The organism is Slackia sp. (genome assembly GCF_977041755.1).
Genome location: NZ_CDRRGL010000029.1, coordinates 1 through 17,729 on the forward strand (window position 1 = coordinate 1; position 17,729 = coordinate 17,729).

At 56.7% G+C, this 17,729-nt stretch carries 14 protein-coding genes and 3 tRNA genes; 1 reads left to right on the top strand and 16 read right to left on the bottom strand.

Annotated elements, in window-relative coordinates:
- Window positions 1-49: 49 nt before the first annotated feature.
- The 11 genes from ACWI8T_RS03750 to trxA form a co-directional block, all read right to left on the bottom strand.
- Window positions 50-1,708, bottom strand: a complete 1,659-nt coding sequence (locus ACWI8T_RS03750) for a hypothetical protein (RefSeq protein WP_449137991.1) — start codon at window positions 1,706-1,708, stop codon at window positions 50-52.
- 294 nt (window positions 1,709-2,002) lie between these two features.
- Window positions 2,003-2,803 carry an HAD family hydrolase gene (locus ACWI8T_RS03755; protein ID WP_287538643.1) on the bottom strand — a complete coding sequence of 267 codons (801 nt, stop codon included), beginning with the start codon at window positions 2,801-2,803 and terminating at the stop codon, window positions 2,003-2,005.
- An 82-nt stretch (window positions 2,804-2,885) separates the two neighbouring features.
- Entirely contained in the window at window positions 2,886-4,742 is a 1,857-nt protein-coding gene (locus ACWI8T_RS03760) for an ABC transporter ATP-binding protein (protein WP_449137992.1), read from the bottom strand.
- On the bottom strand, window positions 4,739-6,895 hold the full coding sequence (locus ACWI8T_RS03765) for an ABC transporter ATP-binding protein (protein ID WP_449137993.1): 2,157 nt from the start codon (window positions 6,893-6,895) through the stop codon (window positions 4,739-4,741). The genes ACWI8T_RS03760 and ACWI8T_RS03765 overlap by 4 nt, the downstream gene beginning before the upstream one ends.
- Entirely contained in the window at window positions 6,886-7,392 is a 507-nt protein-coding gene (locus ACWI8T_RS03770) for a MarR family winged helix-turn-helix transcriptional regulator (RefSeq protein WP_449137994.1), read from the bottom strand. The genes ACWI8T_RS03765 and ACWI8T_RS03770 overlap by 10 nt, the downstream gene beginning before the upstream one ends.
- 1,438 nt (window positions 7,393-8,830) lie before the next feature.
- Window positions 8,831-8,907 (bottom strand) — tRNA-Asp (locus ACWI8T_RS03775).
- A gap of 24 nt (window positions 8,908-8,931) precedes the next feature.
- A tRNA-Asp gene (locus ACWI8T_RS03780) sits at window positions 8,932-9,008 on the bottom strand.
- Between the two features lie 27 nt (window positions 9,009-9,035).
- Window positions 9,036-9,112: transfer RNA gene (locus ACWI8T_RS03785), tRNA-Asp, on the bottom strand.
- Window positions 9,113-9,217: 105 nt separating this feature from the next.
- Window positions 9,218-10,222, bottom strand: coding sequence for an ABC transporter substrate-binding protein (locus ACWI8T_RS03790; RefSeq protein ID WP_449137995.1), 1,005 nt, complete (start codon window positions 10,220-10,222; stop codon window positions 9,218-9,220).
- 461 nt (window positions 10,223-10,683) lie between these two features.
- Complete coding sequence (locus ACWI8T_RS03795) at window positions 10,684-11,640, bottom strand: NAD(P)/FAD-dependent oxidoreductase (RefSeq protein WP_449137996.1); 957 nt, start codon at window positions 11,638-11,640, stop codon at window positions 10,684-10,686.
- A 140-nt stretch (window positions 11,641-11,780) separates the two neighbouring features.
- On the bottom strand, window positions 11,781-12,089 hold the full coding sequence (gene trxA / locus ACWI8T_RS03800) for a thioredoxin (RefSeq protein WP_449137997.1): 309 nt from the start codon (window positions 12,087-12,089) through the stop codon (window positions 11,781-11,783).
- A gap of 206 nt (window positions 12,090-12,295) precedes the next feature.
- On the opposite strand from trxA, the gene ACWI8T_RS03805 reads away from it, so the two are divergent.
- Window positions 12,296-13,213 carry a patatin-like phospholipase family protein gene (locus tag ACWI8T_RS03805; protein WP_449137998.1) on the top strand — a complete coding sequence of 306 codons (918 nt, stop codon included), beginning with the start codon at window positions 12,296-12,298 and terminating at the stop codon, window positions 13,211-13,213.
- Window positions 13,214-13,264: 51 nt separating this feature from the next.
- Here ACWI8T_RS03805 and nth read toward each other — a convergent pair whose 3' ends face one another.
- The 5 genes from nth to ACWI8T_RS03830 all read right to left on the bottom strand — a co-directional run bounded on the left by nth (window position 13,265) and on the right by ACWI8T_RS03830 (window position 17,326).
- Window positions 13,265-13,921 carry an endonuclease III gene (nth, locus tag ACWI8T_RS03810; RefSeq protein ID WP_449137999.1) on the bottom strand — a complete coding sequence of 219 codons (657 nt, stop codon included), beginning with the start codon at window positions 13,919-13,921 and terminating at the stop codon, window positions 13,265-13,267.
- Window positions 13,922-13,923: 2 nt separating this feature from the next.
- Window positions 13,924-15,651: a DUF2130 domain-containing protein gene (locus tag ACWI8T_RS03815; protein WP_449138000.1), complete on the bottom strand. Its 1,728-nt coding sequence runs from the start codon at window positions 15,649-15,651 to the stop codon at window positions 13,924-13,926.
- 90 nt (window positions 15,652-15,741) lie between these two features.
- Entirely contained in the window at window positions 15,742-16,575 is an 834-nt protein-coding gene (locus tag ACWI8T_RS03820; RefSeq protein WP_449138001.1) for an HAD family hydrolase, read from the bottom strand.
- Between the two features lie 43 nt (window positions 16,576-16,618).
- Window positions 16,619-16,771 carry a hypothetical protein gene (locus ACWI8T_RS03825; protein WP_418617808.1) on the bottom strand — a complete coding sequence of 51 codons (153 nt, stop codon included), beginning with the start codon at window positions 16,769-16,771 and terminating at the stop codon, window positions 16,619-16,621.
- Window positions 16,772-16,786: 15 nt separating this feature from the next.
- On the bottom strand, window positions 16,787-17,326 hold the full coding sequence (locus ACWI8T_RS03830) for a flavoprotein (protein ID WP_419070430.1): 540 nt from the start codon (window positions 17,324-17,326) through the stop codon (window positions 16,787-16,789).
- Window positions 17,327-17,729: the final 403 nt, after the last annotated feature.

Sequence of the window (17,729 nt, forward strand, 5' to 3'; positions counted from 1 at the left end):
GCGCGAATGATGCGGCAGGCGTAATCGGTTCGGCGAGTAAGTTCCACGGCTATTCAACACTTTCGTCATCGTCGCCAAGCGCGTCGTAGCGCTGGCTTTCGGCTTCGGCTTCTTCTTCGAAATCGCATTCGATATCTGCAATCTGCTTGCGGAAATCAGCGATCACGGCGTCTTCGAGCGCACGGTACTCGGTGGAATCGAGCGGCTGGAAGTTCGAAATGTGTTCGAACATGAGCTCCTGCGTGATGGGCTTATAGCAGCGCGCCTTCAGGCCTGCGCGGTAAGCGTCTTCCACGGCCTCGCGGGCAGCGGTCACGATATCGGTGCGCGAAAGGTTGCGCGACATCTTCGTGAGCATCGCCATGTCGAGCGATCGCACCGACGGATGCTCGGACGCAATAGTTTCCCAAATCTGACGGCGCTCAAGCTCATCGGGCAAATAAATGTCGACCACGCTCATGGGTTCCATAAGGTCGTACAAATATCCTTGGTCAGGAGCTTCGCCGCCCACGGAAGCAAGCACGTAGATGTTCGGGTTCTCGACAGCCGCGGTAACAAGCGCAACGGCTTCACGCGCGGCACGCGACATGCTCGCGAACATCGCGCCCTCGCCCTCGGTGGAGCTGGCGGCGTCGATGAGCGGCGCGCCCCACATGTCGATGTCTTCGAGCACGAGCACGCTCGGAGCCTCAAGCGCAACGCGGCCAAGCATGCGAGGCTGGTTTTTCGCCGACACCGTGACGCACAGCATGGGCACGCCCATGGGGCCCTGCTGCATTTGAATGCGCATAGCGGGAAGGCCGAGCTCGCCCACCACGGCCTGCATGAATGTGTTTGCGTCTTCGCGCGACGACGTGCGGAACACGACGGAGCCAACGGCGGAAAGGCCGTCGAGGCCGTGCTGTTCGCGCAACGTGTCCACGAGCGCACGGTATTCCTCATCGTCTTCAACGCCCAACCCGAGCGAGCGAGCGTCTTCGATAATGCTGTCGAAGCCCACCAAATCGGAATAGCGCAGCATGGGCACGGTCTTCGAAGGCGCAGCCTTGTGCACGTCGGCCGAAGCGGTCGTCGGGCGCGGCTCGTCGGAATCGTCGGCAGAATCGGCGCCAGTATCGCCCGGAATATGCATCGACATGATGGGTGAAATGCCCGTAATATGCGCGTTTTGGCCGATTTCCTCGGAAATCATGTCAGCCACGCCTTCCAGATCGGCACGCGAAATGCCGAATTCGGAAAGTTTGTCGAGCGCCAAATTCTGCAGGCGCTTGGCGTATTCAGGCGCCTCGTCGGTGGACAGGTGCGGCTCAAGTTTGTCGAAAATGTATTCGGCGAGCGAGCGCTCCTTCATATCGCACGCAATGCCCCACGCCCTGCGCAGCGCCGCGATGGCCAAATCGTTCGCGACTGGCGAGCGCTTGCATGCTTCTTCATAAGCCGTAAGGAACAGATGCATGGCGAGCTCGCGGTCGCCCGCTTCCGCCGCCGCCTGGGCGCGCTCAAGGTAATCGTTACGTGCGATGAAATCACCTGCCAAAGCCTCGCCATGCACAATGGCGGTGCCATGATCAGAATATTCGTCACGTTCGAAAGAGGCGTTGCCCTCTGCAGACGAGCTGCATTCAGCGCAATCGCCCTGAGGCCGATGGGCTTGATCGGGCTCTTGATTGTTGGCGATATTCGCCTCGTCGTTGTTCTGGTTGAGCACTTCGCCCACCCCCTTCAATGAATTAAACGACAATACTACAAAGGTAAGTGTAACCAAGCACCTAGCGATGTGCAAAAATTTCACGAAACGTTACTTAGAAAGAAACAGTTCCACAAATATGGAATAGGTAGCGGGCGTCTCGTTTGCAGATGCGTCCGCTCAAACGACTCGATTGAAGGCGCAAACCCCCGAGGACGCGTGATGGGCATGCACGGGGAGCTCGACGCCATAGCGAGCGGCAGTCAAACGCGAACGTCCCATCGAAATCACGAGCCCGGATGCCTCGCTCGCGCGCTATTTCTCGGCCTTGCAATTCCAATCGAGCGCATGCCAATCGTTTTCCCTGGCGGTGCGCGAAAGCGTGGAATCGGGCGTGATAGCGAACGCGTCAGCGGCGCGGCTCAGCATGGGAATGTCGGAATGGTGATCGCCGAACGCGCATGAAAGCTCCCAGTTGCCTGCGCCGTATTTCTCGTTGGCCCATTTCGTGATAGCGCGCACCTTCGCTTCACCCTCGACGCACTCGCCGTCGACCCGGCGAGTGTAATTGCCGTTGGCGTCGACTTCCATTTCGGTGCACAGGCTCACATCGAACGGCTCGAATTCCTGGGCTCGGCGCACGATAGGCCCAAACGTTGCCGACACGATGACGACCTCAACGCCCGCATCGCGCAGCGCGTTCATGGCCGCACGCGCCTTGGGGCGAAAACGCTTCTGGCCAGCGATAACCTTGTCGTAGAAATCACGCAGGTATTCGTCGACCTGCTCTTTAGGGCCGCCCTCGAACGCGGTGAACACCTGGCCGCGAACCCATGCCTCGCTTTGCGGAAGATGCAGCTTGTAGGCAGCGCCCCACGCGCCCACCTTCGCTAAAACGCGCTTGCGCAGCAAATCATCGCCACGCAAATAGCGCACGAGCAATACGGGCGAATTGCCCTGGATGGACGTTCCGTCGAAATCGAACGCGGCAATGGCGTGCTTGCCCGTTGCCTTCGCGCGTCGAGCTGCCGCCGCTGCCGCCGCCACGACCTCATCGTCAACCGCGCACGATTCCCCCGCAATGCCCGTCTGTGCCTCGCGCAGCTTCTTTTCCATACAGAAATTCGCCCCTCATGTGTGCCGGGCAATCGCCCGACTGGCACGGGGCGCACCTTTCGAGGGCGCGCCCCAATAATGGTTATTCAGCAAACTGTGAGTTATAGAGTTTAGCATAGGCCCCATTCGCCGCAAGCAGCTCCGCATGAGTTCCTTGTTCCACAATGTCACCTTTTTGCAAAACGAGAATTAAATCGGCATTGCGAATGGTCGACAAGCGATGAGCGATGACGAACGACGTGCGCCCGCGCATGAGGTTGTCCATAGCCGCCTGGATGCGCCCCTCGGTGCGCGTGTCGACCGAGCTTGTTGCCTCGTCCAAAATAAGCATGCGACGATCGGCCAAAATAGCGCGGGCGATAGTGAGCAACTGACGCTGGCCTTGGCTGATATTGCTCGCATCTTCATTGATCACCGTGTCATAGCCTTCGGGCAGCGTGCGAATGAAATGATCGGCGAACGCGGCTTTCGCGGCGGCCTCAACCTCGGCATCGGTCGCATCGAGTCGACCGTAGCGAATGTTCTCGCGCACGGTGGCGTTATACAGCCAGGTATCTTGCAGCACCATGCCGAATTGCGAGCGCACGTCTTCGCGCGAGAATTCGCGCACATCGTGGCCGCCGATGCGAATGGCGCCGCCATCCACATCGTAGAAACGCATAAGCAACTTCACCATGGTGGTCTTGCCTGCTCCCGTGGGACCGACAAGCGCCACGGTTTGCCCCTCGCCCACGCGCGCCGAGAAATCGCTGATCACCGGATGCTCGAGGTCGTAGCCAAAGCGCACATGGTCGAACTCCACGTCGCTTGAAACATCGGCGGCCTTCGCCTTCGGCTGCTCGGACGCTTCTTCAGGAGCTTCAAGGAATTCGAAAATGCGTTCCGCCGCCGCTGCCATTTGCTGCAGCACGTTGGCGACCTGAGCGAGCTGCGTAATAGGCTGCGTGAAGTTTTTCACGTATTGAATAAACGCCTGAATGTCGCCCACCGTGATTCGACCCTGCACGGCAAAAACCGCGCCCGCAATAGCCACAGCCACATATCCCAAATTGCTCACGAAGCTCATGACGGGCATCATGAGACCCGAAAGAAACTGAGAGTGCCACGCCGATTGATAGAGCGCCTCATTCGTTTCGCGGAAAGCGGCGAGTGCCGCGTCTTCCTTGTTGAACGCGCGCACGATGGCTTGGCCCGAGAACGTTTCCTCAATTTGGCCATTGATTTCACCGAGCTTCTTCTGCTGAGCGCGGAAGTACCTCTGGCTGCGCTTCACAACGACTTTCACCAAAATGAGCGACAGTGGGATCACAAGTAGCGCGATAAGCGTCATCTCAACATTGATGGACAGCATCATAACGAGCACACCGATCATGGTAGTGGCGCTCGTAATGAGCTGCGTCACGCCTTGGTTCAGGCTTTGCCCCAGCGTATCGACATCGTTGGTGATGCGAGAAAGCACGTCGCCGGTGCTCGTGCGCTCAAAATAGCCCACGGGAAGGCGATCAATTTTCTCGGCGATTTGGCGGCGCAGGCCATAGCACGTGCGCTGCGAGACCGAGGTCATCATCCAGCCTTGTACGAACGAGCACGCCGCGCTCACGCAATACAACGCCAGCGTGGCGAGCAGAATGGCGCCAACTGCGTCGAAATCAATACCACCGGTACCGCCGATTTTGGCGACGATGCCGTCAAACAGCTCGGTGGTCGCTTGCGAAAGCACCTTCGGGCCCACGATATTGAAGGCGGCCGACGCCATGGCGAACACGATGGCCGCAATGAAGGCCACTTTGAATTGCCCCATGAAGCGCACGAGTTTGCCAATAGTGCCCTTGAAGTCTTGCGCCTTTTCTCCGGGCATCATGCGACCCATGGGGCCACGCCCGCCGCGGCGGCGCGGCGATGCCGCCTTCAGCTTTGCCATTTCCTCCTGCTGGCTCATTGCGCATCACCTTCCTCCAGCTCTTCTTCCGATAGCTGCGAAAGCGCGATTTCACGATACGGCGCGCAGGCGTCCATGAGCTCGGCATGCGTGCCGCAACCCACGACGCGCCCCTCGTCGAGCACAACGATTTGGTCGGCATGAAGTACCGTGGAAATGCGCTGGGCCACGATGATCTGAGTTTTGCCACCAAGCTGTTCGGCGAGCGCATGGCGCAGCGCGGCGTCGGTTTTGTAGTCGAGCGCACTGAAGCTGTCGTCAAACAAAAACGCGCGAGCATCGGTGGCAAGCGCGCGGGCGATAGCCAAGCGCTGGCGCTGGCCGCCCGAAACGTTCGTGCCGCCTTGGGAAATTTCGGTTTTAAAGCCCTCGTCCATGTCGTCCACAAAATCGGCCTGGGCGATTTCCGCCGCAGCGCGCACGCGTTCGGCATTCAGCTCGTCGGCGGCGTAGTCGACGTTTTCTTCAACCGTGCCGCTGAACAGGAAGGCCTTTTGCGGAACGTAGCCCAATTGGCCGCGCAGCGCGTGCAGCGACAGGTCGCGAATATCGATGCCGTCGATGGTAATGGAGCCTTCCGACACGTCAGCGAAACGCTCCACGAGTTTGATCACCGTAGACTTGCCCGAACCGGTCGAGCCGATGATGGCCGTGGTTTGACCAGGCTTCGCGGTGAAGTCGACATGCTCGAGCACGCAATCTTGCGAGCCAGGATACCTGAAGCTCACGTCGTTGAAAGCGATTTCGGCACCACCCGTGCGCGCGGCGAGTTCGTCGTCGCGACACACTTCAGTCGAAGGGTCGGCGATCGAGCTTTCCGTCTTAAGCACCTCGTCGATGCGCTGGGCAGCAACATCTGCACGCGGCAGCATGATAGAAAGCATGCCGATCATAAGAAAGCCCATGATAATAACCATGGAATAGGTGATGAACGCGATGAGGTCGCCCGTTTGCAACGTGCCCGCATCAACCGCGTGGCCGCCGAACCAAATGATGGCGACCGACACCAAATTCATAATGAGCATCATGAGCGGCATCATGAACGTCATGACGCGGTTCGTGAACAGCTGCGTTTTCATGAGGCGCAGGTTTGCTTCGTCGAAACGCTCTTCCTCATGGGCCTCGCGGCCGAACGCGCGCACCACAGGGATGCCTGTAAGAATCTCACGTGACACGAGGTTCACGCGGTCGATGAGCTTCTGCATGATTTTGAACTTCGGCATTGCCACCTTCATGAGGAACAGCATCACCACGGCGATGGCAAGCACGGCCGCCACGATAATCCAGCCCATAGAGAGGTTCGTGCGGGCAATCATGATGATGCCGCCGATGGCCAAAATGGGAGCGTAAAGAATCATGCGCAGCATCATGACCGACACCATTTGCACTTGCTGCACGTCATTGGTGCCACGCGTGATAAGCGAGGCGGCCGAGAAGCTTTGGATTTCAGCGTCCGAAAACGACAACACGCGCTCGAACAGGCGGCTTCGCAGGCTGACGCCGATTTTCGCCGCCGTGCGGCTTGCGATGAAGCCCACGATTACGGCGATAACCATGCCGAGCGCGGCAAGGCCGAGCATTTTGCCACCCGTGGTGAGCAGGTAATTCATCTGCATGGCGTTCAGGTCGTAACCGAGTTGCTCATACTCAGCTTTTGCGGCGGCAATTGCCTGCTGGCCCACGATGGAATCGGCCATGTCGCCCATCTGCGACTTCGCTTCATCGAGCATGGTTTGAACGTCAGGCTTCTGCACCATGCCGGCATCATAAGCGGCTTTCAGCCGGTCGAGGTCCATGCCGGTTTGATCGGCGTAATGCACTGCAACAAGCGGCATGGACATGGCATCGTCGAGCTCCGCGCGATGCTCGCGGCCGAAGTCGGTGAGCTCGTAGGTGCCATCGGAGCGTTGGGAGTAGGAATCGGCAAACAGGCTTTCGTTCTGCTCGCTTTCCATAATGGCGACCAAGTCGTGCGTGCGCTCGGTGAGTGCATCGGTCGACGCATGCTCGACGCCCGATTGCTGAATGCCCACGTCAACGATGTCAGATGTGTAATTCGGCAGCGACAAGTCGCAGAACGCCTGAACCGCGAGCAGCACCACGACGATCGCTACCGCGATTCTATGATTCGCGAAATTCTTGATTAGGCGCATGGCTCGCCGCCTTCCTTTTCGCAGCAAAGGGCGTTGCTGGCAGCGGCATCCTTCCAGGGATGCGATTCCTCAAATTCAAGCATGCGATTCACGATGCGTACGAATTCGCGAGCGTCGTCTTCGCCCAAGAATTCGAGCATATGCATGAAACGCTCGTCATGCAGGCGGCGGCCTTCTTTTTCGAACTCGTGGCCCGCATTGGTCAGGGAAATCGTGACGGAACGAGAATCGCCCTCGCCACGCCTGCGCACGATAAGGCCCTTCTCCTCAAGCGACTTCAGCGTTTGCGAAACCGCGCCCGGCGTCGCATGGGAGCACGCGGCGAGCATACCGGGGCGCACGACCTCGCCGCGCGCCTCCATCATGGAAAGCATCATGAGCGCATTGATCTCGCCGCGCGTGATGCCCGGCGGCAGCGGCGGCGTCGAGCGGCGTTGGCGCATGCGCTGCATCGTTTCAAACATTTCGTTGAGCAACGCTTCCAGAGATTCGCTCATATCAACCCCTTTCGAAACTCGAATCGTTTAGTTTCTAAATATTTAGCTTCTAAACAATATCGAACTTAAAAGGAATTTCAAGCGCTGTTACCTAAATGAAGTCAGTCGCTGAAAATGATTCATAATTTTTCAAGGCGATCACTTTGCCACGGTCACCACGGCACAATCGCTACGATATGGTCACTGCGCAATTATCACGACAACCCGCTATAGCACCGTCGCTATGCACGATTCCTATGACACAACCATTCCGTCACAATCGCTACGATATGATTTGGGCAATACGACTGCTCCGCCACAATCGCTACGAAAAGCCCGATGCGCCATGATCGCCATAGTACGATTCTACGGCACGCGGTGAGGCCGTTTTCCATGACACACGCCGCGCCGAAGCCCCGAACGGCATACAGCGATTGCAAGCATTGCGGCGCGCGTCGATTGAGGCCGTGGCTGCATTCAACAGTTGAGCCCGTGACGGCGTGCGGCGGCAGAGCCGCAAAGGCCCACGAAGGTACGGAGAATCAGCCGTGAAGGCACAAGGCTATGAGAGTACAGCAAAGCGAGGAATGCCGCTGGGAACCCACTTGGCAAAAACGCTCGACCAAAGTCACCTATCCAAAAACGCGCGTTAAGCGCTCAAGCGGCATTCACTCCGAGCGACATGTGGCAAGAAAGCCATATGGGCCGAGAGACGCGTGAATCGAAGGTCGCACGGCTCGAGCGTCATGTGGGTCGAAGGTCATGCGGATCGAGTGACATGTGAACTTGTCGGAAAATGACGCAATGGGGCCCGATTGCAGAAGATGACGGCCTTGCTGGCAGAAAATGCGAGAAGGGGGCCTCGCCATCTACGGATAAAGTCGAATCCCTGAGCCACGACGCAGCTATGACCTGCGCTTTTGTCATGATGCGACCCATCGCGAACACCCGATTGCTCCTTTCGCAACGAATATCGGGCTGCAATCGGGCCCCCTTGTGGCATTTTCTGACACCAGGGCGCAGAAACAGCGCAATCGGAATGCACGGCAACCAGCGTCAAAGCAGCCAACGAACGTCAGACACCCAAATGCCGCTAAGGCGCGGGCATGTATGTCAGATATCCAAAATGCGGCTAGGTCGAACCATGCACGCCAGGCAATCAAAATGAGGCCGAGGCACGGCCATATATGCCAGGCGTCCAAAAACAAGCGAGCCGAGGCGGCGACGTGAAGAAGTGTCGGCATCGCAAATGCGTCACCAGGTGACAGTCGGGAACACACCGCTGCACAGCCATGTATGAGTCGCCGCGCAATCAAATGCGCCTACGGCGGCGAGATTGAGTTCATACCGCCGCGAATGCGACATAGCGCACTTTACGCACCCCACCGCGCTAACGAGGACTCCACAACGCTTCGGAAAATAAAAAGCCTGCTCTTTCGAACAGGCTTCAGATTTTGGATGGCGGGATGTACGAGACTCGAACTCGCGACCTCCGACGTGACAGGCCGGCGCTCTAACCAACTGAGCTAACACCCCGAATGGTGTGTGCTTGAAAAAGGATGGCGGGATGTACGAGACTCGAACTCGCGACCTCCGACGTGACAGGCCGGCGCTCTAACCAACTGAGCTAACACCCCGTGCTACACACGTGAGTTTGAAAAGGATGGCGGGATGTACGAGACTCGAACTCGCGACCTCCGACGTGACAGGCCGGCGCTCTAACCAACTGAGCTAACACCCCGTATTTTCAAACTTCGCCTCTCTCAAGGCAGCTTGGATAGTCTACACAAACGAAGAGATTCGGGCAAGAACTTTTTTGAAAAAAATCTTGAAGGCGGAATTCCGCCTATTTCGTCTTCAGGTCGCCCGTCTCGGAATCGTAGGCAACGTCGGCCTGAAGGTATTCCTTGCCCTTCATCCAATCGAGAACAGGGTCGACCATGTCTTTTGTGGGAAGCTCGGCTTCGGGGTAAGAAGAAATGGGATACGTGTCAGCCACAACACCGGGCAGATTCGCTTTTTCCACGAGCAAATCGCGGAATCCCTCGGGATCGGCCTCAATCGCGGCCACGGCATCGTTCCATGCGAGGCGCACGCTCTCGAGCGCAGCTTTGCCGCCCTCGAGCCACGAAGAGCGCACGGCGAGAACCGACTGGCTCACGTTGCCCACACCTTGCGTGTCGTCGGCAAGCGTGATCATGCCCGTCGCCTCGCCCAGCGCAAGCAGGCTGCCCGGCAACGCGGCCGCCGCGACCTGATTGTTCGTCATAGATTCGTAGCGAACTGGAAGCTTCTTGATCTCTTCGTTGACGATTTCGCCTTCCGAAGCGCCAGCGGCCTCCATAAGCTTGTCCATCACATATTCGGGCACGGTATTCGAGCCAACGCCAATGCCTTTGCCCTTCAAATCGGCGAGACTCTTGATGCCCGACTCAGGCGACGTTTGAATGCCGAAACGACCCTGTTCGGGCGTGGCGCCAAGCGTAACCCATGCGAGGTTCAAACCAATGCCGCTCGCCACGAGCGACGCGGAAACCATGATATCGGTCATCGCACCGTCGATTTCACCCGCAGCGAATGCCGTGGAAAGCTCCTGTGCGCTTTGGAACGTAACGATTTCGACCTCGACGTCGTGATCGCCATAGAAACCCTTTTGCTCGGCAACCCAGAAAGGCAGCGAGTCCTCGGTCTGCATGGTGCCGATTTTCATCAAAGTAGCTTCAGGCGCGGCGCTCTCCTTCGAAGAGCAGCCCGAAAGCGCGACCACCGAAAGCGCGGCAACCGAAGCAAACCCGATGAAACCGCGACGCGACATTGCGCCCTTGCTCGTAACGTCGATGACGTTTTTCATGAAACACATCTCCCTTCATTGATGCGTTGCGGTGAATTGTTACCGTTTAAGCAGCACATGCGATAGTACCGACATCGCTAAGCAACACAAGCAAATAATGATAGCGCCCCGCATAAGGACGAATAATCCATGCGGACGAACAAGGAAGCGGCCGCCGACTGGCGACCGCGTAGGCATCAGATGGCAAATACTCAATCGCATTTTTCTTTGCGCACCAATGCGAATACCATTGAAACAATAATTCAATTCTATGGAGAACGCATGGGTCCACGAGAAAACCCGCCCGCAATTCCCAACGCGCCCCTTGATAGAACGGCGTTCGCCAAAGGTCGGCCAGCCAATCTGCAACCGGTCGATCCGCGCTTCCTCAAGAGACGATTCGAAGAAGTCCGCGCGACGACTTCGACAGGGTCTGGGCGAATCGGAGTTCAGCATGTCAAAAGATGACGGCAATGGTCAAACTAATCGATGTTCAAGTATTCGAACGCGGCCGTAGCTGCATTTGCCCCGTCGGAAGCGGCAGTTATCACTTGGCGCAGCGGTTTTTCGCGCACATCGCCCGCAACGAACACGCCTGGCACATTGGTCGCTCCGCTCTCGCCCGCAATCGCATACCCCGCTTCGTTAAGGGCGACGCCGGCAGCCTTGAGCACGTTCGATCGCGGAGTCGTACCCACAGCAATAAATACTGCATCGGTATTCACGATGCGCTCATCGCCCGTATTCCTATCGCGAACGAGAATCGATTCCACATGCGGCATGGGCACTTCCCCATCGGTCGTTGATCGAATCGCTTCAACAGTCGAATTCAACACAAGCTCTACGTTCGGCAGTTCGGAAAGCGCATTGAGGTAAAGGGCGTCGGCACGGAACGAATCGCGCCTGTGCACCACATACACCTTCTCGCAAATACGCGATAAATACAGAGCATCGCCCACAGCTGTGTTGCCGCCGCCGACTACCACCGCGACCTTGCCGCGGAAAAACCCGCCGTCGCATGTTGCGCAATACGAAACGCCTCTGCCACGCAGCTCAACTTCCCCCGAAACACCGAGCTCTCGAGGCTCGGCTCCTGTCGCAACGATAACTGCCCGAGCGGAATACTGAGCACCAGATGCGCAGGTCAGTAATTTCTTTACAGCGTCAACATTAAGATCGACCACTTCATCGGAAACGCGCTCAGCGCCAAATCTTTCGGCTTGCGACGCCATTGCAAACGAAAGCTCGAACGCATCGACGCCCTCGGCAAAACCCGGATAATTGTCGAGTCGCTCCGTTTGGGTCATTTGCCCGCCTGGCCCCATTCGCTCGAAAACTGCCACCGTCAATCCAGCGCGAGCCGCATAGAGCGCTGCGGTCATGCCGGCAGGCCCGCTTCCTACTACGGCAACATCGAGCTCAGTTCGTTCATCAATCATGGCACGACCCCTTTCCTTAAAGAAAAAGGCGGCAAGCATTGATGCATTGCCGCCTTAGCCGTTCGTTCGCTCTAAAGCGCCCGCCAAGACGCCATTTTCTCAAAAGGTCCAACTCGATGCGAGCCGGGATCCCTCAATAACTAATCGAGCAACGCGAGCACGTTCGCTTTCGGTTGCGCGCCCATTGCAGTGCGCTTCACCTGACCGCCCTCAAACACCATAAGCGTGGGAACGCTCATAATGCCGTAACGCTGGGCGATATCGAGCGATTGATCGATATCGACCTTGTACACCGCGGCCTTGCCGGCAACTTCGCTCGCCACTTCATCGAGCACAGGAGCGAGCATCTTGCAAGGGCCGCACCACGTTGCGAAAAAGTCAACGAGCACGGGGCCGCTCGCCTGCAGCACCTTGGCATCGAATTCTTGAGAAGTAATGACCTGAGCCATAACGCCCTCCTTCGTCTGTCGCCTTTCATTCGCGACCTCTTAATTGCCACCGATAAGATAACATATAGAATATGAAAAGCAAGTAAATCTCTGCAACGTTGCCCCAACGTCAACGAAGCAACGCTTGACCCATGGGTCCGAATTGTTCACCATGGAAACAAAACAGCCTACCCATGCGTGCGGGAAGCTCGACTGAAGGAGCAACAATGCAATCATCATACGTCTACGATACCTCCGATCGGGCCCCGGCCTACGAAGGCGCCCAAACTGTTAACGTGAACCTCATTTTGGAGGGCGGCGCAATGCGCGGACAGTTCACCGCGGGCGTGCTCGACTTCTTCATGGACCAAAACCTTTGGTGTGAGCATGTAATCGGCACGAGCGCGGGCGCACTGAATGGCTACAACTACGTTGCCGGCGAGCTCGGACGCACCTGCTTTTTGAACACGAAATACTGCGACGACCCGCGCTATCTTTCCATGAAGAATTTTGTACGAACGGGCGATGCCCTCGGTCGCGATTTTGTGTTCCACGAGATTCCCGAAACGCTCGAACCCTTTAACTTCAAGGCGTTTCGCGAATCCCCCATGGAGCTCACGACCGTCGCAAGCGATCTTGAAACCGGTGAAGCCGATTACCATGTAATGGAGACCGCCGATGACGAGCGCGATATCGAATACCTACGCGCGTCGGCAAGCATGCCTTTGGTGTCGCATATCGTTGAGCTCGACGGCAAAAAGCTGCTCGACGGCGGCCCGTGCGACAGCATACCGCTGCTGCATTCCATGCTCATGGGCAATACCGACAAACACATCGTGGTGCTCACGCAAGACTCGACATTCGTGAAGGGCCCGAACAAAACCATGCCCTTGATCAAGCGCATGTATTCCGACTACCCCCGTTTCGTCGATCGCGTCGAATATCGCCACTTCGAATACAACCGCTGCTATCGATGGATCAAACGCCTGCATGACGAAGGCAAAATTTTCATGATTCAACCGAGCGAACCGGTAACGGTTTCCAGCATGGAACGTGATGCCGACAAACTGTTCGCGCTTTATGAACAAGGTTTACGGGTCGCAGCGGAAAACTGGAACGCACTGCAAGATTACCTGGCGAAATAAGCGCGCTCGATTTCGTCCGCAGAGGCGCCGGCACCAATGCAACCGCCCATGCTATTTCCCCGAGCTAGGGCATATATCAGCCAAGAAGCACTCCTGGCATTTCGGGCGACGGGCCACACAGAACTCGCGACCAAAATGGACCCACTGATGATTGATGTACAACCAATCGGGCTGAGGGTAGATTTTCATGAGCTTCGTCTCAACCTTTTCGGGCGTATCGTCGTTGCGCGTCGCAAACCCCAGCTGATGGGCGATGCGGAATACATGCGTATCGACGGCGATGCCCTGAGGGTCACGAAAGGCCTGGCACATAACCACATTTGCCGTTTTGCGCCCCACTCCAGGAAGCTTCTGCAAATCGGCCATAGTACGCGGCACTTCGCCACCAAATTCGGCAAGCACCGTTTGCGCGCACGCCTTCAAGTTCTTCGCTTTGCTGCGGAAAAACCCAAGCGGATGAATAATCGCCTCTATGTCTTCAATGCTCGCCGCCGTCATGGCCTCTGGAGTGCCGAATCGCGCAAATAATTCGGGGGTCACCTTATTCACGGCTGCATCGGTGCACTGAGCCGACAGAATAACCGCCACGGTAAGCGTAAACGGGTCGACATGATCGAGCGAGCATGCGCCTTCGCCGTAATGCTCGAACATGCGCCGTTCGATTTCGGCAGCACGCTTACGTTTCTGCGTAAGATTCTCACGAGGCATGGCTATTCGTCACCCTTCGCATCAATATCGCTTTCAAGAACCTCGGCCGAATCGCTTCCATCGCCGACCATGGCGCCAGCAGCACGCTGTTCGGCAAGTTCAGCGAACTTCGCTTGCATAGTAGGGTTTTTTCGCGTGAGCTTCTTGATGGTGAGGTCTTGCGCCTTATCGTTGGCCAGGCGCAAATTACGCTCGCTGCCGAGCAAAGCATCTTTTGTTTTCTGCAAATGGTCGATGGTCTTGTCGATTTCCTCAATCGCCGTTTGGAACTTGCGGCTTGCCAGGTCATAGTTCTTCGAGAACTTCGTTTTGAACTCTTCCATCGAGTTTTCGAAGTTCGTGATATCGATATTCTGGTTGCGCACCTCGGCAAGCTGCGTTTTGTATTGCAGTGCCGAAAGCGCGGCATTGCGCAGAATGGAAATAATCGGAATGAAGAACTGCGGGCGAATGACATACATCTTCGGGTAGCGATACCCCATGTCGACAATGCCTTCGTTATAAAGCTCGTTGTCGGGCTCGAGCATGGTGCACAATACCGCGTATTCGCAACCTTTCTTCGTTCGGTCGGAGTCGAGCTTCTTAAAGAAGTCTTCGTTTTTATGCTTGGTTTTCGTTTCGTCGTTCTCGTTCTTCATCTCGAACATGATGGAAACGATTTCTTCGCCGGTCTCGGGGTCGCACTCGCGGAATACGAAGTCGCCCTTCGTGCCTTCGACAATGTCGTTATCTTTTTCAAAGTATGCATGCGGGAACGCCGTAGCTCGAATTTTGTTGAACTCGATTTCGCAGTGCTGTTCGAGCGACTCGCCCACCATTTTCGTCGAAAGGCGTGCCTTCATTTCTTTCACGCGGGCAATTTCGTCGTCTTTATACTTGATGAGTTCATCTTTCTGAGCAAGCTCATGCGTCATTTGCTCGCGCAACGCCGCCTGAGCCTGAGCCGCCTTAGCGCGCTCGAGTTCAACAGTCGCCTTCGCTTCGTCACGCTCGCGCTCAGCCTGAACGCGCGCCTGCGACACAGCAAGATCTTTCTCGGCGGCGAACTGCTGCGATTGCGATTCGATTTGCTGCCTCTGGGTTGCGATGGTCTGCTGCAGCTTCGCCGATTCCTCGGCGGCACGTCGCGACGCCTCGATCTTCTCCAACGCCAACTTCTGCGAGTATTCCTTCGACTGCGATTCGATTTGTTGCTTGAACGCGACTTCTTGCGAAGCGATCTGGGTTTTGAGCGCTGCGATTTCGGCATCGCGTTTCGCGGTGGCATCGATAAGCGACTTTTCATGTTCGGCCTGCGTGGCGCGCTTTTGCGATTCCTGGTCGGCCGAAAGCTTCTCGACTTCGGCCTGAAGCTTGGCAATTTCCGCCTGTTTTTCGGCAAGCGCCGTTTTTATATCGGCATCGGCCTTTTGGCGCTCCGCCTGCTGCACCTGCTGCATTTCTTTCTCGGACGCCTTCGCCGCCTGTTCGCTCTGCTCAAGCGCCGCCGCAAGCTTCGCTTCAAGCTCCGCGATACGCGCCTCGCTTGTGGCCTGGGCGTTTTGCGCCTCGCTTTTCACCTTCGACACGGCAAGCGCCACAGCTTGCTCGTTTTGCTGCTTCAGCATGCCTTCGCGCTGGGCGATTTCCTTATCGAACTCCTGCGTGCGAACCTGACGCACGATGTCGGCAAACCCACGCTCGTCTACCTGGAACACCTCGCCGCAATGGGGGCACTTGATTTCATTCACGTCGCACGCCTTTCAACGAATCGTTTTCTGGCGCTTATTATCGCTCAAAGTCACGTGATATGCGAATGTCTTTTCGAATATCTGTTCGAATTATTCGGTATCGAAAGCAAGATGCCCTATCGCGCGCGATTCAACTACAGCACGCAACTCAGCCTGCACCGCCTGCTCGGTATTCTTGCCAATAATGCGCTTTGAAATCTGCTTCACCGCCCAGCGGCCATTCCCCATAGCGCAGCTGTGGCCCACCATGCGCAAGATCTCGTAATCGTTCATAGAATCGCCGAACGCCATCACGTTTTCAGCCGCAACGCCGTGGGCAGCAAGCACTTGATTAATGCCGGTCGCCTTGTTCACGCCGCGCTGCATCACGTCAATCCATTTCGCTCCCGAAGGGGCGAACACGAAATCGGCCTCGAGCTCGCGCGACAGGATATACGCCATGTCCATTTGAGCGCTGTCGCATGAAATCGAGACTTTCACAATCGACGTGTCAGGCGACGGCAAATCGCGCAGCACCACCGGGTTGGGCAAATCTTTGTCGAATTCTGCATCGAAGCATGCGGGGTCGTCGAGCAAATAGCTGTTCGTGCGGTCATACACCACCATGTGAAGGTTGTCGAACTCTTCCACAAGCGCATACAAGCGGCGCAGTGCAGCGTGAGAGAACACTTCGCGATCGACGAGCTTTCCGCGCACGAATACCTGCGCGCCATTGCTCGCAACGAAATCCATACGATCGGCCACGGGCTCGAAAAACGCGCGCAACGTATCGTAACGACGGCCCGACGCCGCGACAAAGCGGATGCCCGCGGCATCGAGCGCACGAACAAGGTCGAATGTTTCAGGGGGAAGCTGCGAGCGCTCGTCAAGCAACGTGCCGTCCATGTCACAGGCAATGAGTTTAATGTCTTCATACGTTTCCATATGCGGGCCTCCTTCAGACTCGCGCCCGAACCCTTCGGGCGACCTAGCAATTCTTCTTGGTGCAGCCATAGTACGTCCCGCAAAACGAATCGACGCCAAGCGTTACCGCTTTGACGTCGATTTGACCGGTTGCGCATATTCGCGCCACGATATGGAAGATGGAAGCCGTGCTCGATTGCACAAAATCGCAGCCCAAAAGCCGACGCGGCCTTTACACGCCCAGCTTCTTGCAAATAGCCTCAACAATCTCGTCGACTGGCGAGAGCGTGCCCTTAGCCACATCGCCGCACGCAAGTTTGCCAATACCAGGGCCAACCAGCTCAATGCCGCGCGCGGCAAGCGTCGCAAGGTTCACCTGGGTTGCGGCGTTTTCATACATATGCGTGTTCATCGCCGGGCATACGATAACCGGACACGTCGTTGCCAAAAACGTGGAGGACACCATATCGTCGGCGATGCCGTTGGCAAGCTTCGCGATGATGTTCGCCGTCGCAGGCGCCACGCACATGACGTCGGCCTCCTGCGCAAGCGTGATGTGCTTGATGGACGCATCGTAGCTGTAATCGAACGTATCGGTGAACACCATATTCTTGGAAAGCGCCTCGAACGTGAGCGGCGTCACGAATTTCGTCGCATTCTCGGTCATGATAACCTGCACGTCAACGCCGCGCTTGCCCAAATCGCTTACAACCTGGCACACTTTGTACACCGCGATGCCACCCGAAACCGCGATAAGCGCCTTTTTCGCCATGGAACATTCCTTTCCGCAACTCAAATTCCGCAGGCAAGTATAGCCCAAAGAAAAAGGGAACCCACCCGATTGCGAATGAATTCCCCCACATTTCCCTACCGATAAGATAGGTAATTTCAATCAAGCACGCATTTCTGCGTTCTTGCCCATCCCGCATACGCAAGCCAGCACGCAAGACCGTAGCCAGAGCGCAGCAATGACGGTAACAGAACCGAATGCGATTCCCAATCCCCCTAACAAAAGGAGCCGGTATGATTTCTGAACTGCGCCCCAAATTACAGTGAACCCCTATAGTTGGACAGACAATGTTCTGCTTCTCCTATAGGGGTCTTCTGCGTTAGGGGGTTTGATTTGCTGAGCAAGGATTACTCTGCCGAGTTCAAACAGCGCTTTGCGGACAGGT